The sequence below is a fragment of the Ruegeria sp. CDSC068 genome, from assembly GCF_059610545.1.
Genome location: NZ_JBXWNV010000001.1, coordinates 448,145 through 469,072, shown reverse-complemented (window position 1 = coordinate 469,072; position 20,928 = coordinate 448,145). Strand labels below are relative to the sequence as shown.

Sequence of the window (20,928 nt, the reverse complement as noted above, 5' to 3'; positions counted from 1 at the left end):
ACGAAGCAGCAGGGGAATTGGATCACAAAATGTCGTCTAGTGCATTCAAAAGCTGATCAATTTCCTGTTGAGACGTATAGTGCGTGAAACTGACCCGCAGCACGCCCTGATCCGGATCAACCCCCATCGCGGTCAACGGGCGCACGGCATAGAAATCACCTCCGCCGGCCATGATTCCATATCCAGTTAGATCGGCGGCAACCGCTTCGGCATTGCGGTTCAACGCCAGGGCCACAGTCGGCGCGCGGCGGCTGGCATCGGATGTTCCGATCAGGCGAACGGCGTTGCGGTCTTTGACCGCATCCAGAACCGGTTGCAGCAATGCGACCTCGTGCGAGCGCATCAGATCATGGGCGAATGAACCACGCTCGGCCGCTTCGCCGGTTGGCCCGCTATGATGGTCGCACAGCAGATCAATATAATCCGCCATGCCCGCGCTGGCCGCAATCTGGGCATGGTCCGGTCCCGCGGGAGTAAACCGTTGGTACAGCACGTCGCCGTTGAAATAGTGCCCCTGGTTCGGCAGCATCTCGCCCAGCGTACGCCGGATGACCATACAACCCTGATGCGGCCCATATGTTTTGTAGGCCGAAAACAGATAGATATCCGGCCCCAGATCACCCACATTCGGAAACCCGTGTGGTGCGTAGGATACGCCGTCAACGCATACAAATGCCCCCGCCGCATGGGCAATCGCGGTAATCTCGGTAACCGGGTTGATCTCTCCGATCACGTTCGAGCAATGGGGAAAACACACCAGACGCACGTTTTCGTCCAGCAGGTTCTCCAGATCCATCGGATTCAACGACCCGGTTTCGGGATCAATCTGCCATTCACGGATTTCGATTCCCTCGTCCGCTAGCCGCCGCCACGGACCTGAATTCGCCTCATGATCCTGATTGGTGACAATGATGGCCTCACCCGGTTGCATCCATTGTCGGAATGCTTGCGCCAGGACATAGGTATTCTGCGTGGTCGAAGGGCCAAAGCTCAACTCATCCGTCTCGACGCCCAATATTGCTGCCATGCGTGCCCGGGCTTCGTCCATTTCCTCGCCGGCAAGACGGCTGGCCTCATAGGGTGCATAGGGTTGCACTTTGCGCTGGGTATAATACCGCGTCAGGCGGTCGAGAACCGGCTTGCAAGTGTATGACCCACCAGCGTTTTCGAAGAATGCCTGCCCTTGCAGGCTGGGCTCGGAAAAGGCCGGAAACTGTGACCGGACAAAATTGATATCCAGAGTGCTCATGGCACGTCTCTCCTTGATCATGCGCGTTCATTCAAGAGGTGTCCGAGCATGATTTCGAAACCCTCAGAAATCATGGCAGGTCTTCCAGCCCAGTCCGCGCGATAGGCGCAGACAGCCCCCGCTACCGGTCCGGCGCGGGAACGCGGTCAAATTGCAAGGACTGAGATGGTTCGTCAAGCGTTCAGGTTTGCTAAACGCGCACAAAAAAGCCGGGCATCCAAACCCGGCTTTTAAGCAAACTGTAAAGCGGTTTAGCCCTGAACTTTGGTGTAGGTCCCCTCACCGGCCAAAATGCCCCGGAACCCGCCCGGTTCGTCCAGCCCGAAGACAATCAACGGCAGATTGTTGTCGCGCGCCAGTGCAATGGCCGACGCGTCCATGACCCGCAGGCGTTTGGCCAGAACATCATCATAGCTGACGGTGTCGTACCGCACGGCATCCGCGTGTTCCTTGGGGTCCTTATCATAAACACCATCGACGCCGTTCTTACCCATGAAGATCGCCTGACATGCCATTTCATTGGCGCGCAGGGTCGCGGCAGTGTCGGTGGTAAAATACGGGTTTCCGGTTCCGGCGGCAAAGATGCAGACCCGCTTTTTCTCAAGGTGGCGCACGGCACGGCGGCGAATGTAGGGCTCGCACACCTCGTCCATGCGGATGGCTGAGATTACCCGGGTGAAAACGCCGATTTCTTCCAACGCGGACTGCATCCCCAGCGCGTTCATGACCGTTGCCAGCATGCCCATGTAATCAGCCGTAGTCCGTTCCATCCCCTGTGCCGATCCGCTGAGACCGCGGAAGATATTGCCGCCGCCAATCACCATGCAGATCTCGACACCCAAATCGTGCACCGATTTGATCTCTTGCGCGATGCGCTGAACTGTGGGCGGATGCAGGCCGAACCCCTGATCGCCCATAAGCGCCTCGCCCGAGATTTTCAGCATTACGCGATCATACCTTGCCTTTGTGATTTCGGCGGTGTCGGTGGTCGGGGAAATGGTCATGTTGCGCTCCGGGCTGGCACGGGTTTATTTTCAGGCGCAAAATGAAGCAAAACCTCCGCAGGTTCAATGCGATTGGTAAGGAATGAGGCAGTCCGAGATGACCGAACCCGCAAGATCGCAGATATTGGACCGCCTGCCCCCCATTCCTGATGGGAAACCTGTGTTGATTGCAGGCCCCACTGCATCTGGAAAGTCCGCCCTTGCCCTGTTGATCGCCGAGCAGTTCGGTGGCGTCATCGTGAACGCCGATGCCAGCCAGGTCTACGATTGCTGGCGCGTGATTTCCGCCCGCCCGTCTGCTGAGGAGGAAGCCCGCGCGCCGCATCTTCTGTATGGCCATGTCTCATATGATCAGGACTATTCCACCGGCCATTGGCTGCGCGAGGTGAAACCGCTGCTGACCGGCGGCGCGCGCCCCATCATTGTCGGGGGCACCGGCCTGTATTTTTCTGCGCTGACCGAAGGTATGGCCGATATTCCACCTACACCATCCGAAATCCGGGCCGAGGCGGACAAGCTGACCTTGCAGACTCTGATCTCGGGTGTGGATGCGCAGACACTGGCCCGGATCGACACACAAAACCGCGCCCGTGTTCAGCGGGCATGGGAAGTGCAGAAAGCCACCGGTCGAAACCTCAGTGACTGGCAAGACGCTACACCACCCCCGGTTCTGGACGTGAAGAACACAGTGCCCATCGTTTTTGACGTAGATAAACAATGGCTTTTGGATCGCATCACGCGCCGCTTTGACCTGATGTTGGACACTGGTGCATTGACCGAGGTTGAAAGGATGCGGGACCGCTATGATCCGTCGCTTCCGGCATTCAAGGCCATCGGTGTACCCGAGTTGATGGCCTATGTCGACGGCACCATGACGTTGGATGAAGCCCGCGAACGGGCCACGATTTCGACCCGCCAATTTGCCAAACGACAGCGCACCTGGTTTCGCGCCCGAATGAAAAGTTGGAATCGGGTCGACTTATCAAAGTGATACCTTCCGCGATTGAAGTCGCTGCCATCGCTACTGCACGTGCAATAAATTCGCGGCGAATCCGCAGTCTTAAAACTAAGTTTGCTGGAGGATTCTCTTGGGGCTGACAAAGCTGACAACGGTAAACTCGGCCCGCCGATGTCGTTTTTGTATCATTAATGACGATTTCGAACATTGACCTCACCCAAATTCTGGTGCCGAATGTCGGCCATGGGGATGTCCAGAATCCGAGATCAGAATATCCAAGAACCTGCCGTCCGGAGCATTCCGGCCTGAGCGGTTCGACACTTCATCCAAAAAAATACTGACTCACAGGGAGTAACGTTAATGAATAATCAGACAATGACCGGAGCACCGACGCACTGGGCGGCAGAAATGCACGCACAGGAATATCGGGACGGCAAACTGAACCGACGCGAGTTTTTGACCCGCACCACGGGTCTTGGGGTCACCGCCGCCGCAGCCTATGGCATGATCGGACTGGCCGCCCCAGCGCGTGCGGCCGGAGAAGATGCAAAGAAAGAAGGCGGCACCCTTCGCGTTCAGCAGGAAGTGCGCGCCCTGAAGGACCCACGCACCTATGACTGGTCGCAGATCGCGAACGTCACCCGCGGCACGCTCGAGTATCTGGTCGAGTACAACTCGGACGGTACGTTCCGCGGCATGTTGCTGGAGGGCTGGGAAGTCAACGACGACGCAACCGTTTACACTCTGAAAGTCCGCCCGGGCGTCAAATGGAACAACGGTGACGACTTCACCGCGGAAGATGTGGCCCGCAACATCGGGCGCTGGTGTGACAAGAGCTCGGAAACCAACTCGATGGCGGGTCGCTTTGCGACACTGATCGATCCTGAATCTGGTCAGGCCATTGACGGCGCAATCGAAGTTGTCGATGCCAACACCGTCAAACTGAACCTGCCGGCCTCTGATATCTCGCTGATCGCAGGCATGGCGGACTATCCGGCAGCTATCGTACACAGCTCGTTCAGTGAAACCGATCTGCTTAACAATGTGGGCACCGGCGCATATCTGGTGCAGGAATTGGAAGTCGGCGTGAAAGCCACCCTCGTTCGCAACGAGAACCACACCTGGTGGGGCGAAGAGATCTTTGGTCGCCCGGCGCTGGACAGCATCGTCTACATTGACTATGGCACCGACCCGTCCGCATGGCTGGCCGCGCTGGAATCCGATGAAGTCGACATGTTGTATGAATCGGTTGGTGAATTCATCGACGTGATGGACAGCCTCGGCTATGTGAAGTCCGAAGTTGTAACCATGAACACCATCGTCGTTCGCCCGAACCAGTTGGCCGAGATTGACGGCAAGAAGCCTTACGAAGACAAGCGTGTGCGTCAGGCTCTGCAAATGGCGGTTGATAACTCGATCTGTCTGGAATTGGGTTACGGCGGTCGCGGTTCGCCTGCGGAAAACCACCATGTTGGTCCAATCCACCCGGACTATTACGAACTGCCGCCACAGAAGGTTGACCCGGAAGGCGCGCGCGCGCTGATGGAAGAAGCCGGAATGATCGATTTCGAGCACGAGCTGATCTCGATCGACGATGACTGGCGCCGGAACACCACCGACGCGGTTGCAGCGCAGCTGCGTGACGCGGGTATCAAGGTCAAGCGGACCGTTCTGCCGGGCAACACGTTCTGGAACGACTGGGCGAAATACCCCTACAGCTCGACCAACTGGAACCACCGTCCACTGGGCGTGCAAATCTGGGCTCTGGCCTATCGTACCGGTGAAGCCTGGAACGAATTCGGCTGGGCAAATGCCGAGTTTGACGCGCTTCTGACCGAAGCGCTGGCCATCGCGGATGCCGACAAGCGCCGTGAAGTGGTCGCCAAGGGCGAGGCGATGATCCAGGAAGAAGGCGTCACCATTCAGCCTTACTGGCGTTCGCTGTATCGCCACATGAAGGACGGTCTTGTCGGCACCGACATGCACGTGTCCTTCGAGCACCACCACTATAAGTGGGGTTGGGCGGCCTAAAACCTGCCAGACGTTAATGGGGGCGCCTGAACAGGGCGCCCCTTTCCAGCCGCAGACAGGCCGACACGGGGTCGGATGTCCGAGGCCAGACAATGGTCCAATGATCTGCGGAACACCCGAACAACAGGGGCCATCATGGGACTATTCATCCTCCGACGGTTCGGCGTCATGCTTCTTACTGCATTGTGCCTGACTTTCGTGGTCTTCTTTCTGACCAACCTCTACCCGAACCTGGAAAAGCTTGCGAAAACGCAGGGCAACCAGCGGATGTCCGACGAACAGGTTGAGACCTGGTTGGACAATCGCGGTTATCTGCAACCAACGCTGGTCAAATACGGTCAATGGCTGGGGGTTTTGCCAGGCTATACCAAGACACTTGATGACGGCACGTTCCTTGGAACGTGTACCAGACCGGGGTCGACCGAGGAAACGACCTCCAGATATTGCGGTGTTTTGCAAGGCGACTGGGGCTATTCCAGCGTGTTCAAAGACGAGGTCGGCACCATTGTTGGCAAACGCCTGGGCAACACCGGCTATCTGATGTTTTGGGTTTTGGTCCTGATGGTGCCATCCGCGCTACTGGTCGGAGTATTGGCCGGGATGCGCGAAGGATCAGCGCTTGACCGGTCCCTCTCCACCTTCTCGATCATCACGACGGCGACGCCGGAATACGTATCAGGCGTGATCTTCATCGCGATCTTCACCTCGTCCACCGTGGGCCTGAAATGGTTCAAGGGCACTGCAACGCAAGCGATGGACAATCCGACCTTTGAGAACTTCTTTCTGCCGGTTCTGACCATTGCGCTTTACGGGATGGGCTATATCGCCCGGATGACCCGCGCTTCGATGACCGAGGTGATGACCGCACAATACATCCGTACCGCGCGTCTCAAGGGTGTTTCCTTTGGCAACATCGTTATGAAGCACGCGCTGCGCAACGCTCTGATCGCCCCCTTTACTGTCATCATGCTGCAGTTCCCATGGCTGCTGAATGGCGTGGTAATTGTTGAAACCCTATTCAACTACAAGGGTTTCGGCTGGGCACTGGTACAGGCGGCGGGCAACAACGACATTCAGCTCTTGCTGGCGATTTCGGTCGTGTCGGTCTTTGTGGTGCTGGTGACGCAGCTGATATCCGATATCGGCTATGTCTACCTCAACCCGCGCATCCGTATTTCGTAAGGGAGATAGATCATGGAACCTCTTAGCTGGACCGGCTCTATCGCCATTCTAAACCCTATCCTGATGATCGCGCTGGCTGCGTTGGTCGTATCTATCGTCGTCTGGATCATCGGCAGCATCGTCCTACCCGAAGCCCCGTTGAGCTTGAATGCGGACGGCACGCTCAGCTCAGGCACAGGACTGCGGGGATTGACCCAATCAGCCTTGAGATACAGCTTTTTCGCCTGTGTCGTCCTTGCGCTGGCGTATATCGTTCTTGGCATCCTCATGGGTACCAGTGCCGGGATCGTCGGCGCGATCTCACAGCAATTTCTGCCTGTGTGGTTGTCGCTGATCATCCTGTTTGCAATGTCGATCGCCTTCAAACGACGCCTCGGGCTGTACGGAAAACTGTTCGACAGCCCCATCGGCATGATCGGCTTTGGTCTTGTGATGTTCTGGGTCTTTACCGGGATCTTCGGTGCGCTGGATCTGATCATCACACATGACCCGCTGAGTCAGGTCTCTGGCATGAAGAACAAAGTGCCCGGAACGCCCCTGCAAAACCCTGAAGACGGCGAGTATGCCTGGTACCTTCTGGGCGGCGACAACCTTGCCCGCGACGTCTTTAGTCGCATGGTCAAAGGCGCATGGATCGTGGTGCAGATCGCACCGCTTGCGACCATGTTCGCATTTATGGTCGGGATCACTCTGGGTCTTCCAGCAGGGTACTACGGAGGACGTCTGGACACGTTCCTGTCCTTCCTTGCCAACCTGATCCTGGCTTTCCCGGTAATCCTGTTGTTCTACCTGCTGGTCACACCCGAAATCGTGGCGACAGGCGTGCCGAACTATATGGCGGCCGTTTTGTTCATATTCCCGATCTTGTTCATCGGCGTTCTGCTGAACTCGCGGTATTACACCCGCCCGAATTTCCGCACTCCGCTGTTGATCGGGGTTCTGGGTATCGCGCTGTGGCTGTATCTGTCGCTGATTTCGACCGATGGCTACATCATCAACACCGATGATTACGGCATTTGGGGCTTGCCGACCTATCTGGACCTGTTCGATATCCCTGGCGGTATCCTCGTGGTGTTTGTTTCGGTTGTCTTCGTGAACTCACCCACCGTGTTCCGCATCGTGCGCGGTCTCGCGCTGGACATCAAAACACGGGATTACGTGGCTGCGGCACAGACCCGTGGCGAAGGCCCCTGGTACATCATGCTGTGGGAAATCCTGCCCAATGCACGTGGTCCGCTGATCGTCGATTTCTGTCTGCGTATCGGCTATACCACGATCCTGTTGGGAACCTTGGGTTTCTTTGGATTGGGACTGCCGCCGGAAAGCCCGGATTGGGGCTCTACGATCAACGAAGGGCGCAAGCTGTTGTCGATCTATCTACACCCTGCCCTTCCGCCTGCCTTTGCCTTGCTGTCGCTGGTTCTTGGTCTGAACCTGCTGGCAGATGGCCTGCGCGAAGAAAGCCTGAAGGACTGATGTGAGAGCGACCGGGGGCTTTGCCCCCGGACCCCCAGGATATTTTTAGCCAGATGAAGGGGATCCCCGGACTCTCGCGAGGAGATACAAGATGAACAAATTGGCGGAATATGACGGCCCAATTCTTGAGATCGACAAACTTTCGATTTCTTTCTTCACCCGCCTTCGGGAAATTCCCGCCGTGATGGATTTTTCGGTCAGCGTACAGCCCGGCGAGGCTGTTGGACTGGTAGGGGAATCCGGTTGTGGCAAGTCCACTGTGGCACTTGGGGTCATGCAGGACCTCGGCAAGAACGGGCGGGTTGTAGGCGGTTCGATCAAGTTCAAAGGGCGCGATCTGGCCGAGATGAGCGCGGATGAATTGCGCGATATTCGCGGCAATGAGATCGCGATGATCTATCAGGAACCGATGGCCTCGCTGAACCCGGCGATGAAGATCGGCAAGCAATTGATGGAAGTGCCGATGATCCACGAGGGAGTCGGCAAGGAAGAGGCCTATGCCCGTGCATTGGAAGTGGTAACGGACGTACGCCTGCCCGACCCCGAGCGGATGCTGAATTCTTTCCCCCATCAGCTTTCAGGGGGGCAGCAGCAGCGTATCGTGATCGCAATGGCGCTGATGTCGAAGCCGGCGCTGTTGATTCTGGATGAACCGACAACCGCACTGGATGTGACGGTTGAGGCCGCCGTAGTCGAGCTGGTCAGGGATTTGGGTAAGAAATACGGCACCTCGATGCTGTTCATCTCGCACAACCTTGGTCTGGTTCTGGAAACCTGTGACCGGCTTTGCGTGATGTATTCGGGTGAGGCGGTTGAGCGCGGCTCGATACACGATGTGTTCGACGAGATGCAGCACCCCTATACGCAGGCGCTGTTCCGCTCGATCCCGTTGCCGGGGGCAGACAAGAACGCCCGCCCACTAGTGGCCATTCCCGGGAACTTTCCCCTGCCCCACGAACGCCCGTCAGGCTGTAACTTTGGCCCACGCTGCGACTATTTCGAAGAAGGCCGCTGCGACGCGCAGAATATTCTGATGGAGCCTGTACCCGGCAATGACCGGCACCACACACGCTGCTTGAAGTACAAGGAGATTGACTGGAACGCCCCGATCACTTTGGCCGACAAGAAAGAAAAAGGTGAAATCGGCCGCGTTGTCCTGAAAATGGACAACCTCAAGAAATACTATGAAGTAGCCGCCAATGCGTTGTTCGGGGGCGGTGAGAAGAAGGTGGTCAAGGCCAACGAAACACTTAGCTTTGAGGCACATGAATCTGAGACGCTGGCGATTGTGGGCGAATCCGGTTGCGGTAAATCCACCTTTGCCAAAGTTCTAATGGGGCTTGAAACGGCCACGGATGGACAAATCCTGCTAGACAACCGCAACATCGAAGATGTGCCGATCGAAGAGCGGGATGCCAAAACCGTGGGCGAAGTTCAAATGGTGTTCCAGAACCCGTTTGACACTCTGAACCCCTCGATGACCGTTGGGCGGCAGATCATCCGCGCGCTGGAAATTTTTGGCATCGGCAATTCCGAGGCTGAGCGAAAACAACGCATGCTGGAATTGTTGGACCTGGTGAAGCTACCGCGCGCCTTTGCCGATCGGATGCCGCGTCAGTTGTCCGGTGGACAGAAACAGCGCGTCGGTATCGCGCGCGCCTTTGCAGGCGATGCGCGGATCGTAGTTGCAGACGAACCTGTGTCGGCTTTGGATGTGTCTGTACAAGCGGCGGTGACCGACCTGTTGATGGAGATTCAGCGCGAACACAAGACAACCTTACTGTTCATCAGTCACGACCTGTCGATTGTGCGCTATCTCAGCGACCGGGTGATGGTGATGTATCTGGGCCATGTGGTCGAACTGGGGACCACCGACCAGGTGTTCTCGCCGCCCTATCACCCCTACACCGAGGCTCTGCTGAGTGCTGTTCCCATCGCGGATACGTCGGTTGAAAAAGCGCATATCGTTCTGGATGGTGATATCCCCTCGGCCATGAACCCGCCCCCGGGGTGCCCTTTCCAGACGCGCTGTCGCTGGAAATCCGAAGTGCCGGGCGGGCTGTGCGAGAAAGATGTGCCGCCGGTAAAAACCCTGGCGGACGGACATCAGGTCAAATGCCATCTGTCCGAAGAAGTTTTGGCTCGCATGGAGCCGGTCATCAAAATCGCGGCCGAGTAACGGCCCAAACGCAAAGAACCGGCCACAGCGCCGGTTCTTTTCTGACTTGGGTTGGTAGTTTATCAGCCGCCCCAGATCACTTTCACATAGTTCTGGGTTTCTTTGTAAGGTGGCACGCCGCCGTGCTTTTCCACGGCTTTCGGACCGGCGTTATAAGCCGCCAGCGCCAGCCGCCAGGATTTGAACTTGCGATACTGCCACGACAAATAACGGGCCCCGCCTTCCAGATTTTGCTTCGGATCATGCGGGTTCACACCCAAAAGACGCGCGGTTCCAGGCATCAGCTGCGCCAAACCCAGTGCCCCTTTGTGAGACACCGCGTGCGGGTTCCATCCGCTTTCTTGTTGCACCAATCGCAGGAACAACTCTTCCGGGACACTGTGTTTCCGGGCTGCTTGCCGCGCCAAAGCCAGGTATTGGCCGCGATACTTACCATTATATCGCTTGATGACTTGAGTTGGCTGCGCTGTTTTTGGCTTCAGCCGTTCAGAGCCGCGGTATTGGGTGGCAGCGCGCGAGTCTAAAATCTTGGATTGTTTGAGGAAAATATCCTTACGGTTTTTGGTGGACAGGGTTTCTGCCGCAGCCGGAACCGAAACCAGCGCAAGGCACAGAACAGAAAAACAACCAACTAGAAAACGCATTTATGCCAATCCCGCTCGCTCTCGAACCCTAACGAGTATAGGTATTTCAGGCAAAAATGAAAGCATGGTAAATAGAACCTTCGGGATTTCTTGCCGACCGTTGCACAGATCAACTGTGTTTTAACCACGACGTAGGCCGTATAGGGTCGCCTAGAAACTTTGCGCCAGATTCGGGCGCTCTCGACACAGACAAGAACGGGGAAATATATGGCAGGTTCAGTCAACAAGGTCATTCTTATCGGCAATCTTGGCCGCGATCCTGAAGTTAGGAATTTCCAAAACGGGGGCAAAGTATGCAACCTGCGCATCGCCACATCCGAAACCTGGAAAGACCGCAATACTGGCGAGCGTCGTGAGCGCACCGAGTGGCACTCGGTCGCGATCTTCAACGAAGGGCTTGTCCGCGTAGCGGAGCAATATCTGCGCAAAGGCTCGAAGGTCTATCTCGAAGGGCAATTGCAGACCCGCAAATGGCAGGACCAATCTGGTCAGGACCGTTATTCGACTGAGGTTGTTCTTCAGGGGTTCGGCTCGACCCTTGTGATGCTGGATGCACGCGGCGAAGGCGGAGGCGGCGGCGGTTATGGCGGCGGGCAGTCAGGCAGCTATGGCGGTGGTCAGGCGGGCGGCGGCTATGGCGACCCCTATGGCGGACAGTCCAGCGCCCCTGCCCCTGCACCTGCATCCGGCGGAATCGACGACGACGAGATTCCGTTCTAAGGCAAACGGAGACGAAACATGACATGGTCCTTCTCACTCGGCCGGGTACTGGGGTCGGAACTGAGGGTCCATGTCACCTTTTTTCTGTTACTGGGCTGGGTCGCCTTTGCGGCCTATTCCCAAGGCGGGGTGCCTGCCGCGATCGACAACCTGATCTTTGTTCTGGCGCTGTTTGCCTGCGTTGTCGCGCATGAGTTCGGCCACGCGCTGATGGCGCGGCGCTACGGCATCAAAACCCCTGACATCACCTTGCTGCCTATCGGCGGGCTTGCCCGGCTCGAACGGATGCCCGAGAAGCCTATGGAAGAAGTCTGGGTCGCTCTAGCCGGGCCGGCAGTGAATATTGTAATCTGGATCGTTTTGATGGCCATGGGGGCCGGAATGACGCTGGACTCTCTAACCCGGATCGATTCGACCAGTGCCGGACTGTTGAACCGGCTGGCCTATGTGAATTTGTTGCTGGCCGTATTTAACATGATACCGGCCTTCCCCATGGATGGCGGCCGGGTATTCCGCGCGCTTTTATGTCTGAAGATGGACCGGGTAAAAGCCACACGTATCGCCGCTGTGGCGGGTCAGGTCGTGGCGGTGGCGTTTGGTTTTCTCGGTCTAAGCACAGGTAACCCTCTGCTGGTTTTGATTGCCGTCTTCGTGTTCGTCGCGGCCAATGCGGAGAGCCACGATGTGGCCATGCGCTCAGTCGCGCGGCGGGTGCTGGCCCGCGACGCGATGATTACCGAGTTTCACGCCCTATCGCCCAACGACACGCTTGGAACTGCCGCACAGGCCGTCATTCACACCACGCAACACGAATTCCCCGTGTTGGGTCCGAATGGAGACCTGCTGGGCTTTATAGCACGCGGCACGCTGTTCACTGCCATGGCGCAAGAGGCACCTCGGTCCGATCTGGCAACTTCGATCATGGAAACTGAGATCCCGCGCGTTGAATTGACCACAGGCCTGGAAACCGTGCTGGGGAAACTACACAAGGGTGCTCCCGCCGTCGCAGTTTGCACGCAGGCCGGGACAATGGTCGGCTACATCACCCGCGAAAACATCGGTGAACTGATGGTGATCCGCGGACGGTGATCAGATCGTCGCCAAGGCGTCTTCCAGCACTGTCAGCACAGCGTCGCGTGGGACATCCGAAGTGACAAAAGCCTGGCCGATCGCGCGGGCAAGAATAAACCGCAACTGCCCGTCGATGACCTTTTTATCCTGCGCCATCAGGTCAACCAGCGCTTCGGCATCCGGCAGATCTCCGGGAATGTCCGCCAGATCGGTTTTCATTCCCATCGCGCGCAAGTGTGCCCGAACACGGCTCGGTTCCTCCTGTGAGCACAGCCCAAGACGAGAGGACAGCTCAAACGCCAGTGCACAACCGATAGCTACACCCTCGCCGTGCAACAGGCGATCAGAATAGCCGGTGGCCGCTTCAAGCGCGTGACAGAAAGTGTGCCCAAGGTTCAGCAGCGCACGGTCGCCCTGCTCAGTCTCGTCGCGGGCTACGATATCGGCCTTCATCTGAACCGAGCGTGTCACCGCCCGCACGCGCGCAGCCATATCGCCACCCGAAACGTCGGGACCGTTTGCTTCGAGCCATTCAAAGAACTCTGCATCGCCCAGCAGGCCGTACTTGACCACCTCGCCATAGCCCGACAGGAAATCCCGCTGAGTCATGGTGCCTAGAACCGAGGTGTCCGCCAGAACCAGAGACGGCTGATGGAATGCCCCAATCAGGTTTTTGCCCTGTGGAGCGTTGATGCCGGTTTTTCCGCCAACAGAACTGTCCACCTGTGCCAGCAACGAGGTCGGTATCTGGACAAAACGGACACCGCGCCGCAAAACGGCCGCAGCAAATCCCGCAAGATCACCGATGACCCCGCCACCCAAGGCAATCACCACATCGCGGCGTTCTACCTTTTCCGACAAAAGCCATTCAACCGCGCGCTCGAAATGCGGCCAGCTTTTGGTGGATTCTCCTGCGGGCAAGGCCAGCGAGGTCATCTCGATTCCAGCTGTTGCCAGGCCATCCCGCAACGCATTCAGATGTAACCCGGCCACGTTCTCATCCGTCAGAACGGCGACCTTGGGCCGGTGCAACAAGGGTGCAATCATCGTGCCGGATTGTGCCAGCAGGTCGGGCCCGATTTCCACGTCATACGAGCGTTCGCCCAGCTCTACATGTACGGTTTGGTGCATTTACTTCCGTTCCAATACGTCGGGGCGCGTCAACATCGACTCCACCACCCGGTCCACCATATTTTCAATCGAGGTTTCGCCATCGGACTCAACCGTCAGACCTGACTGCGCATAAACCGGGACGCGGGCTTCATACAAGGCGCGCAAGGTCGCATAAGGGTCAGCCGTGCGCAGCAAAGGCCGTGTGTCCTTATGTTTGACCCTGTTCCACAACACCTTCAAGTCAGCCCGCAGCCAGACCGAAACCCCGCGTTCAGTGATCATCTGGCGGTTATGATCGGAAAGAAAAGCGCCCCCGCCGGTGGACAGGATGCCTTTTTCCTCGTCCAGCAGACGTCCGATGACCTGACTTTCCTTGGCGCGAAAGAACGGTTCACCATCACGCTCAAATATCTCGGGGATGGTCATATTGGCAGCCGATTCGATCTCGGCGTCGCTGTCGAGGAAGGGAACACCCAGCCTTGCGGCCAAAGCACGGCCCACAGCCGTCTTTCCGGCCCCCATCATGCCAACAAGAACGACGGTTTTGTGCAGTTCAAAGACCGCATCAGTACCTTCTGTGTGGGCGTTATGCTTAATTTCGCTCATTTCAACGTGAATGACGTGATCTTACGAAAAATGCCAGCTATAACTATGGCAAAAGACAAAATTGGGGCAGCGTTGAGCAATGGGCCGTCTGATCAAGTTCCTGATATATATTGTTTGCCTGTGTTTTGTCGGGCTGGTGGGATATGCGTATTTGGGTCCGATATTCGGGGTGGATTTCTCGGCCCCGCAAGACGAGATCCGAGAGCCGGTAATCCTGAATGTTGAATAAAGCCGCACTGGCTGCCTTATTGCTGGCTGGATCAGCGCAGGCGCAGCAGGCTCCTCTTTCTGTCATCGATTGGCTGACGGACCCTCCGGAAAACCTGCCAGGGACTGTCCTGTTGGAACCACCGGTCACGGAGACGGGCATTCAGCCGGATATCCAAGTCTCTCCGCTTGAGGCGCTGTCACAGCCGTTGGGGCTTGTGTCGTCGTCGGTGACCGGCCTGCCGGTGCACCTTTGGCAGAATAGTGATGCCGACCGGCTGGCTGAGCTGATCACCGATGTGCCGGTTCGCTATAACCCCGCGATGCAGCGATTACTGTTTACTCTGATCCTGTCAGAGGCTCGCGCACCAGCTGGTTCGGGTGCTGAAGAAACCCTGCTGCTCGCCCGCATCGACCGGTTGATGCAACTTGGTGCAGCCGACCCGGCGCAATCGCTGGTCCAATTGGCCGGTCCGACCGACACACGCGAAAGGTTCCAGCGCTGGTTTGACGCCACCCTGCTCACCGGGGACGAGGATCGCAGCTGTACGTCGCTGATCGCGAAGCCACACCTGTCACAGGACTACGCCGCACAGATTTTCTGCAAGGCCCGACGCGGAGACTGGCCATCAGCCGCCCTAACGCTGGAAGCGGCGCACGCATTGCAGATATTGCCACCAGATGAGCTGGATGTGCTGGATCGCTTTCTCAGCCCCGAGTTGTTTGAAGAAGCCGAATACCTTCCGCAACCAGATGATCCCAGCCCACTGACCTTTCGCCTGTTTGAGGCGATCGGGGAACGCCTGCCATCGGCCCCTCTGCCCCGTGCCTTTGCGAATGCCGACCTGCGGGACGTAGCCGGGTGGAAAGCGCAGATCGAAGCGGCTGAGCGGCTGACCCGCATTGGCGCGCTGACCCCCAACCAGTTGCTGGGTCTGTATACCGAGCGCTCTCCGGCCGCGTCCGGCGCAGTTTGGGACAGGGTCTCGTCCGTGCAACGGTTCGAGTCTGCACTGGATTCGCGCAATCCCGACAAAATCGCCCGAGCTTTAAATACTGTGTGGACGCAAATGCGCCTGATCGGATTAGAGGTACCCTTTGCAGAATTGTTCGCAGAACGCCTGTCGCAGATAGAGCTGACGGATCCGTCGGCGGAACAGCTGCGCTGGCGTATCCTGCTGTTGTCCGAACTGTATGAAACAGCGGCCCTTTCTGTGCCCGGTCAATCCGACGAAAATCACTTTCTGGCGGCGTTAGCGCAAGGCGATCCGGGGCGCGCGCGCTCTCCTTCGCCTCTGGCGGATGCGGTTGCGCAAGGGTTTGCATGGGCTGCTCCGGTCCCGTCGAATATCGAAACGATGCTAAACAATGATCAGCTGGGTGAAGCGATCTTGGAGACCATGCAGCGGTTTGCACACGGGGCACGCGGCAACCTAGTCGATCTGACAGCAGCCATTGCGACGCTGCGCCGGGTGGGTCTTGAGGACACCGCCCGCCGCGCCGCACTGAACTTGCTGATCCTGCAGGACCGCTGATCGTGGCGGCCCCGGCGACGCAGGACTTGTGGATTTCCACCTTTTTGCAAGCTCAGGCCGCCGAATTGGGGGCCGCGACCAATACGCTGCTAGCCTATGGCCGCGATCTGAAAGAATTCTCGGCCTGGCTGGAACGTCGAAAGACGGGTTTTCCCGACACACAAAGAGAACAAATCGAACATTACCTGATAGACTGCGACGCACAGGGCCTGTCCCGTTCCACGCGCGCACGTCGGTTGTCAGCGATCAAGCAACTGTTTCGGTTCGCCTTTGAAGAAGGTTGGCTTGAAGCTAACCCCGCCATTCAGATCAAAGGCCCCGGTCGGCAAAAACGGCTGCCCAAAACATTGGATGTCGCCGAAGTCGATCGTTTGCTTGAGGCCGCGCGCCGCACCGGTCGCAAGGATGCAGAACGGGTGCGCAACACCTGCCTGATGGAGGTTCTGTACGCCACGGGAATGCGGGTAACTGAATTGGTTTCGCTGCCGGTCTCCTCGGCCAGAGGTGACCCCCGGATGCTGCTTGTGCTGGGCAAAGGTGGCAAGGAACGGATGGTGCCTCTGTCCCCTCCGGCGCGCGATGCGTTGGCGGCGTGGTTGCTTGTCAGGGACGAGACCGAGGACAAGCAGGTTGCAGACGGTGCTCAGCGTTCCAAGTTCCTGTTTCCGTCTCGCGGCAAATCCGGCTTTCTGACCCGGCACAGGTTTTTTCTGCTGGTCAAGGAACTGGCCGTAGAAGGTGGCGTTTCGCCGGAAAAAGTGACACCACACACCCTGCGCCATGCCTTTGCCACGCATCTTCTTGCCAATGGCGCTGATCTGAGGTCGATCCAGACCCTGCTGGGCCATGCCGACGTGGCGACCACGGAAATCTACACCCATGTCTTGGACGAACGCCTGTCAGAGCTTGTGTTGCAGCATCACCCGCTGGCGAAAGACGGCGATGACGACGGCTAACCCCTTGATCCACAGCATACGCACCCCCATAACGGATGCAGTATCACGAACAACCAAGGACCGATGGAACCCTCTTCTGCTTCTCTGATCGACGGCGCATTCTGGTTTACCACAGGCGCCATCCTGCTTTTGCTTATCCTGTCGGGCTTTTTCTCGGGTTCTGAAACGGCATTGACCGCATCATCGCGCGGAAAGCTGCGTGTACAGGCTGACAAGGGTTCACGCGGCGCGCAAAAGGCGCTGGAAATCACGGACGACAACGAACGGCTGATCGGCTCGGTCCTGTTGGGCAACAACCTTGTCAACATCCTTGCCGCGTCGCTGGCGACTGCGTTGTTCACCCGGCTGTTCGGTGAAAGCGGCGTTGCGCTGGCAACGCTGGTGATGACCCTACTGGTCCTGATCTTTGCCGAGGTTCTTCCCAAGACCTACGCGATCACCAATTCGGAAAAGGCGGCCGCTGCCGTGGCACCGATCATCGGTGTCGTCGTGACGGTGTTTTCACCCATCGTTGCAGCCGTGCGCCTGCTGGTACGCGGTGTTCTGCGCCTGTTCGGCGTCCAGATCGACCCGGACAGCAACATTCTGGCCGTGCGCGAGGAAATCGCCGGAGCGTTGCAGCTTGGACATTCCGAAGGCGTGGTCGAAAAGGAAGACCGCGACCGTATCCTTGGCGCGCTGGATCTGGGCGATCGTACGGTTGAAGAGATCATGTTGCACCGCTCGAATATCGAGATGATCGATGCAGACGCCTCGCCCGAGGCCATCCTTCAGCAATGTCTGAAAAGCAGCCACACCCGCCTGCCCGTGTTTCGCGACGAACAGGAAAACATCGTTGGTGTCGTCCACGCCAAGGACCTGTTCCGTGCGATGTACGCCCATGCCGACGGCAGTGAGAACGCTGATAACCGACTGAAAGAATTCGACATCCTCAAGGTCGCGAACGACCCCTATTTTGTTCCGGAAACCACCACTCTGGACGATCAGATGCGCGAATTCCTGCGGATGCACAGCCACTTTGCGCTGGTGGTGGATGAATACGGTTCGCTGCGCGGGCTGATCACGCTTGAGGATATCCTCGAGGAAATCGTGGGCGAGATCGCGGACGAGTTCGACATCGACGAAGACGTATCCGTGACCCGAACCGAAGATGGGCAGTTTCTGGTCGAAGGGGCCACCACGATCCGCGACGCCAACCGCGCGATGGATTGGTCCCTGCCCGACGTTGAGGCAAATACCATTGCCGGTCTGGTCATTCACGAAGCGCAGATGATCCCAACCGTCGGTCAGGTCTTTTCCTTTCACGGCTTCCGCTTTGAGGTGACAAAACGTCAAGGCAACCGGATCACCGAATTGAAGGTTCGACCTCTCTGAGAACAACCCAAAAAACTGCAAGAATCCACCGGCGTTCTGATCCGAACGCCGGTTTTCTTTTGGACAACCACCGTACCCTTCCTGTTTGGGGTCGCCAGAAAGCGGTGAACCCGGATCGCCTTCCGCGACACTTTCCGTCGCTGAAGCTATTGCAAAGGCAGCTTTCCTATTGAGACTGACGGCATAGGCATCAGGAGACGTGCATGAAACTCACAACCCAAGTTGCAGTCATCGGCGGCGGAGTCGTTGGATGCTCCGTACTCTATCACCTGACCAAGCTGGGGTGGACGGACGTGATGCTGTTGGAACGCTCCGAGCTGACCAGCGGGTCGACCTGGCACGCGGCGGGCGGGTTTCACACCCTGAACGGCGACACCAACATGGCGGCGCTGCAGGGATATACGATCCGGCTGTATAAAGAGCTGGAAGAGATTACCGGCATGTCCTGCGGTCTGCATCATGTGGGCGGAGTGACGCTGGCAGATAATCAGGATCGGTTCGACATGTTGCTGGCGGAACGCGCCAAGCATCGGTTCATGGGGTTGGAGACGGAAATCGTTGGTCCGGAGGAGATCAAAAAGATCGCTCCTATCACCAACACCGACGGGATCATCGGCGCGCTTTATGATCCGCTGGACGGTCATCTTGATCCGTCGGGGACCACCCATGCCTACGCCAAAGCGGCCCGGATGGGAGGCGCTACGATCGAAACGCACTGCATGGTGCGCGAAACCATCCAGCGCACCGATGGAACATGGGATGTGGTCACCGACAAGGGTACGATCCATGCCGAACACATCGTCAATGCCGGTGGCCTTTGGGCGCGCGAGGTTGGCGCGATGGCGGGCGTCTATTTCCCCCTACACCCGATGGAACACCAGTATCTGGTGACAGACTCGATCCCTCAGATCGAGGCGATCATCGACGCTGGCGGCGAGCATCCGCATGTAATGGACCCTGCTGGCGAAAGCTATCTGCGGCAGGAAGGGCGCGGGTTGTGTATTGGGTTCTATGAACAGCCCTGCAAACCCTGGGCTGTCGATGGCACACCGTGGCAGTTCGGCCACGAACTGCTGCCCGACGATTATGACAAGATCACCGACAGTATCGAATTTGCCTACAAACGCTTCCCCGTTCTGGCCGAGGCTGGCGTCAAATCGGTGATCCATGGACCGTTTACCTTTGCGCCCGATGGCAACCCGCTCGTCGGGCCGGTGCCGGGCATGCGCAACTACTGGTCCGCCTGTGGCGTGATGGCCGGGTTCAGTCAGGGTGGCGGTGTTGGCCTGACGCTGGCGCAATGGATGATCGAAGGAGAGCCCGAACGCGATGTGTTCGCCATGGATGTCGCCCGCTTCGGCGACTGGATCGGGCCTGGCTATACGCGCCCGAAGGTGATCGAGAACTATCAGAAACGCTTTAGTGTCGCCTACCCCAACGAAGAACTGCCGGCCGCGCGTCCGAACCGGACCACCCCGATGTACGACATATTCAGCGATCTGGGCGCGGTTTGGGGTCAGCAATACGGGCTGGAGGTTGCGAACTATTTTGCGCAGGGTAACGAACCGGGCTACGAAACGCCCTCGTTCCGACGCTCGGATGCCTTCGAGGCGACTGGGCGCGAGGTGCGCGCTGTGCGCAATGGTGTCGGCATCAACGAGGTCCACAATTTCGGCAAGTATCGCATCACCGGCCCGGGTGCGCGCGACTGGCTGGACCGCATCATGGCTGGGCGCATCCCAAAGCCGGGGCGGCTATCGCTGACGCCGATGCTGTCTCCCAAAGGCAAGTTGATCGGGGATTTCACCGTTTCCTGTCTGGCCGAAACCGAATTCCAACTAACGGCGTCATATGGCAGCCAGGCCTTCCATATGCGGTGGTTCCTGCAGCATCAGGACGACGGCGTTACAATTGAAAACGTCAGCGATCGTCTAAACGGTTTTCAGATCGCAGGCCCAAAGGCGACTGAGGTTCTGGCCGCCTGTACCCGTACGGACATCTCGGACCTCAGGTTCCTTGATGTTCGTCGCATGACCATCGGTATGACCGACTGCACCGTTCAAAGGGTCAGCTACACGGGCGATCTGGGGTACGAAATCTACTGTGATCCGATGGCCCAACGGCAATTGTGGTGGACCCTTTGGCAGGCTGGCCAGCCCCACGGCATGGTGCCCTTTGGCATGCGCGCGATGATGAGCCTGCGGTTGGACAAGTTCTTTGGCTCGTGGATGCGCGAGTTTTCCCCCGATTACACCGCAGCTGAAACCGGGCTGGATCGCTTTATTGCCTTCACGAAGAACACCGACTTTATCGGTCGCGCCACAGCCGAGCTTGAACGGTCCGAGGGGATCGCGCGCAAGCTGGTCTCGTTCGAAGTGGATGCAGACGACGCTGACGTGAATGCCTATGAGCCGATCTGGCTGGATGGTGCGGTCGTCGGATTCTGCACCTCGGGCGGGTATTCCCATTATGCCGGCAAATCCATCGCAATAGGTTTCCTGCCCTCGGACCGCATACGTGACGGTTTGGAGGTCGAGATTGAGATACTAGGCCAGATGCGCAAGGCGCGCGTGATCTCAACCCCACTGTTCGACGCGGACGGTGAACGTATGCGGGGATGACA

General features: G+C 57.9%; 17 protein-coding genes. 12 read left to right on the top strand and 5 right to left on the bottom strand.

Annotated features, from left to right (window positions below):
* Window positions 1-22: 22 nt before the first annotated feature.
* A complete protein-coding gene (locus tag AC2FID_RS02185) occupies window positions 23-1,249 on the bottom strand; it encodes an aminotransferase class V-fold PLP-dependent enzyme (protein ID WP_282168449.1) in 1,227 nt (408 codons plus the stop codon).
* 251 nt (window positions 1,250-1,500) lie between these two features.
* Window positions 1,501-2,253, bottom strand: a complete 753-nt coding sequence (gene pyrH, locus AC2FID_RS02180; protein WP_109312162.1) for a UMP kinase — start codon at window positions 2,251-2,253, stop codon at window positions 1,501-1,503.
* 97 nt (window positions 2,254-2,350) lie between these two features.
* Here pyrH and miaA point away from each other — a divergent pair, with 97 nt between their 5' ends.
* From miaA to AC2FID_RS02155, 5 genes are all read left to right on the top strand, one after another.
* On the top strand, window positions 2,351-3,244 hold the full coding sequence (gene miaA, locus AC2FID_RS02175; RefSeq protein WP_496835194.1) for a tRNA (adenosine(37)-N6)-dimethylallyltransferase MiaA: 894 nt from the start codon (window positions 2,351-2,353) through the stop codon (window positions 3,242-3,244).
* Window positions 3,245-3,571: 327 nt separating this feature from the next.
* On the top strand, window positions 3,572-5,242 hold the full coding sequence (locus AC2FID_RS02170; protein WP_496835193.1) for an ABC transporter substrate-binding protein: 1,671 nt from the start codon (window positions 3,572-3,574) through the stop codon (window positions 5,240-5,242).
* Window positions 5,243-5,377: 135 nt separating this feature from the next.
* Window positions 5,378-6,424 (top strand): ABC transporter permease, encoded by a 1,047-nt coding sequence (locus tag AC2FID_RS02165; RefSeq protein WP_058274233.1) that lies wholly within the window; start codon window positions 5,378-5,380, stop codon window positions 6,422-6,424.
* 12 nt (window positions 6,425-6,436) lie between these two features.
* Window positions 6,437-7,900 carry an ABC transporter permease gene (locus AC2FID_RS02160; RefSeq protein ID WP_058273779.1) on the top strand — a complete coding sequence of 488 codons (1,464 nt, stop codon included), beginning with the start codon at window positions 6,437-6,439 and terminating at the stop codon, window positions 7,898-7,900.
* A gap of 91 nt (window positions 7,901-7,991) precedes the next feature.
* The gene (locus AC2FID_RS02155) at window positions 7,992-10,079 is read left to right on the top strand and encodes a dipeptide ABC transporter ATP-binding protein (RefSeq protein WP_496835155.1); all 2,088 of its coding nucleotides are present in this window, start codon (window positions 7,992-7,994) and stop codon (window positions 10,077-10,079) included.
* Between the two features lie 62 nt (window positions 10,080-10,141).
* On the opposite strand, the gene AC2FID_RS02150 is transcribed toward AC2FID_RS02155, so the two are convergent.
* Window positions 10,142-10,723 carry a lytic transglycosylase domain-containing protein gene (locus tag AC2FID_RS02150; protein WP_113788946.1) on the bottom strand — a complete coding sequence of 194 codons (582 nt, stop codon included), beginning with the start codon at window positions 10,721-10,723 and terminating at the stop codon, window positions 10,142-10,144.
* A gap of 207 nt (window positions 10,724-10,930) precedes the next feature.
* On the opposite strand from AC2FID_RS02150, the gene ssb reads away from it, so the two are divergent.
* Both ssb and AC2FID_RS02140 read left to right on the top strand, forming a co-directional pair.
* Window positions 10,931-11,443 carry a single-stranded DNA-binding protein gene (ssb, locus tag AC2FID_RS02145; RefSeq protein ID WP_496835190.1) on the top strand — a complete coding sequence of 171 codons (513 nt, stop codon included), beginning with the start codon at window positions 10,931-10,933 and terminating at the stop codon, window positions 11,441-11,443.
* A gap of 18 nt (window positions 11,444-11,461) precedes the next feature.
* Complete coding sequence (locus AC2FID_RS02140; RefSeq protein WP_496835188.1) at window positions 11,462-12,532, top strand: site-2 protease family protein; 1,071 nt, start codon at window positions 11,462-11,464, stop codon at window positions 12,530-12,532.
* On the opposite strand, the gene aroB is transcribed toward AC2FID_RS02140, so the two are convergent.
* On the bottom strand, window positions 12,533-13,645 hold the full coding sequence (gene aroB, locus AC2FID_RS02135; RefSeq protein ID WP_496835186.1) for a 3-dehydroquinate synthase: 1,113 nt from the start codon (window positions 13,643-13,645) through the stop codon (window positions 12,533-12,535).
* Window positions 13,646-14,233 carry a shikimate kinase gene (locus tag AC2FID_RS02130; RefSeq protein ID WP_496835184.1) on the bottom strand — a complete coding sequence of 196 codons (588 nt, stop codon included), beginning with the start codon at window positions 14,231-14,233 and terminating at the stop codon, window positions 13,646-13,648. It lies immediately after the preceding gene.
* A 79-nt stretch (window positions 14,234-14,312) separates the two neighbouring features.
* Here AC2FID_RS02130 and AC2FID_RS02125 point away from each other — a divergent pair, with 79 nt between their 5' ends.
* The 5 genes from AC2FID_RS02125 to AC2FID_RS02105 all read left to right on the top strand — a co-directional run bounded on the left by AC2FID_RS02125 (window position 14,313) and on the right by AC2FID_RS02105 (window position 20,926).
* On the top strand, window positions 14,313-14,462 hold the full coding sequence (locus AC2FID_RS02125) for a hypothetical protein (protein WP_170557697.1): 150 nt from the start codon (window positions 14,313-14,315) through the stop codon (window positions 14,460-14,462).
* A complete protein-coding gene (locus AC2FID_RS02120; RefSeq protein WP_496835182.1) occupies window positions 14,452-15,975 on the top strand; it encodes a hypothetical protein in 1,524 nt (507 codons plus the stop codon). Before AC2FID_RS02125 ends, AC2FID_RS02120 begins: the two co-directional genes overlap by 11 nt.
* A gap of 2 nt (window positions 15,976-15,977) precedes the next feature.
* Window positions 15,978-16,931, top strand: coding sequence for a tyrosine recombinase (locus tag AC2FID_RS02115; protein ID WP_058273786.1), 954 nt, complete (start codon window positions 15,978-15,980; stop codon window positions 16,929-16,931).
* Window positions 16,932-16,994: 63 nt separating this feature from the next.
* The gene (locus tag AC2FID_RS02110; protein ID WP_058273787.1) at window positions 16,995-18,305 is read left to right on the top strand and encodes an HlyC/CorC family transporter; all 1,311 of its coding nucleotides are present in this window, start codon (window positions 16,995-16,997) and stop codon (window positions 18,303-18,305) included.
* 203 nt (window positions 18,306-18,508) lie between these two features.
* Window positions 18,509-20,926 (top strand): GcvT family protein, encoded by a 2,418-nt coding sequence (locus AC2FID_RS02105; RefSeq protein WP_496835179.1) that lies wholly within the window; start codon window positions 18,509-18,511, stop codon window positions 20,924-20,926.
* Window positions 20,927-20,928 lie beyond the last annotated feature (2 nt).

Coding starts and splice junctions, on each gene's coding strand:
- aroB (WP_496835186.1), bottom strand. CDS start 13,645: ATGCACCAAACCGTACATGTAGAGCTGGGCGAACGCTCGTATGACGTG.
- ssb (WP_496835190.1), top strand. CDS start 10,931: ATGGCAGGTTCAGTCAACAAGGTCATTCTTATCGGCAATCTTGGCCGC.
- AC2FID_RS02140 (WP_496835188.1), top strand. CDS start 11,462: ATGACATGGTCCTTCTCACTCGGCCGGGTACTGGGGTCGGAACTGAGG.
- miaA (WP_496835194.1), top strand. CDS start 2,351: ATGACCGAACCCGCAAGATCGCAGATATTGGACCGCCTGCCCCCCATT.
- pyrH (WP_109312162.1), bottom strand. CDS start 2,253: ATGACCATTTCCCCGACCACCGACACCGCCGAAATCACAAAGGCAAGG.
- AC2FID_RS02120 (WP_496835182.1), top strand. CDS start 14,452: ATGTTGAATAAAGCCGCACTGGCTGCCTTATTGCTGGCTGGATCAGCG.
- AC2FID_RS02165 (WP_058274233.1), top strand. CDS start 5,378: ATGGGACTATTCATCCTCCGACGGTTCGGCGTCATGCTTCTTACTGCA.
- AC2FID_RS02125 (WP_170557697.1), top strand. CDS start 14,313: ATGGGCCGTCTGATCAAGTTCCTGATATATATTGTTTGCCTGTGTTTT.
- AC2FID_RS02130 (WP_496835184.1), bottom strand. CDS start 14,233: ATGAGCGAAATTAAGCATAACGCCCACACAGAAGGTACTGATGCGGTC.
- AC2FID_RS02160 (WP_058273779.1), top strand. CDS start 6,437: ATGGAACCTCTTAGCTGGACCGGCTCTATCGCCATTCTAAACCCTATC.
- AC2FID_RS02170 (WP_496835193.1), top strand. CDS start 3,572: ATGAATAATCAGACAATGACCGGAGCACCGACGCACTGGGCGGCAGAA.
- AC2FID_RS02185 (WP_282168449.1), bottom strand. CDS start 1,249: ATGAGCACTCTGGATATCAATTTTGTCCGGTCACAGTTTCCGGCCTTT.
- AC2FID_RS02155 (WP_496835155.1), top strand. CDS start 7,992: ATGAACAAATTGGCGGAATATGACGGCCCAATTCTTGAGATCGACAAA.
- AC2FID_RS02110 (WP_058273787.1), top strand. CDS start 16,995: ATGGAACCCTCTTCTGCTTCTCTGATCGACGGCGCATTCTGGTTTACC.
- AC2FID_RS02150 (WP_113788946.1), bottom strand. CDS start 10,723: ATGCGTTTTCTAGTTGGTTGTTTTTCTGTTCTGTGCCTTGCGCTGGTT.
- AC2FID_RS02105 (WP_496835179.1), top strand. CDS start 18,509: ATGAAACTCACAACCCAAGTTGCAGTCATCGGCGGCGGAGTCGTTGGA.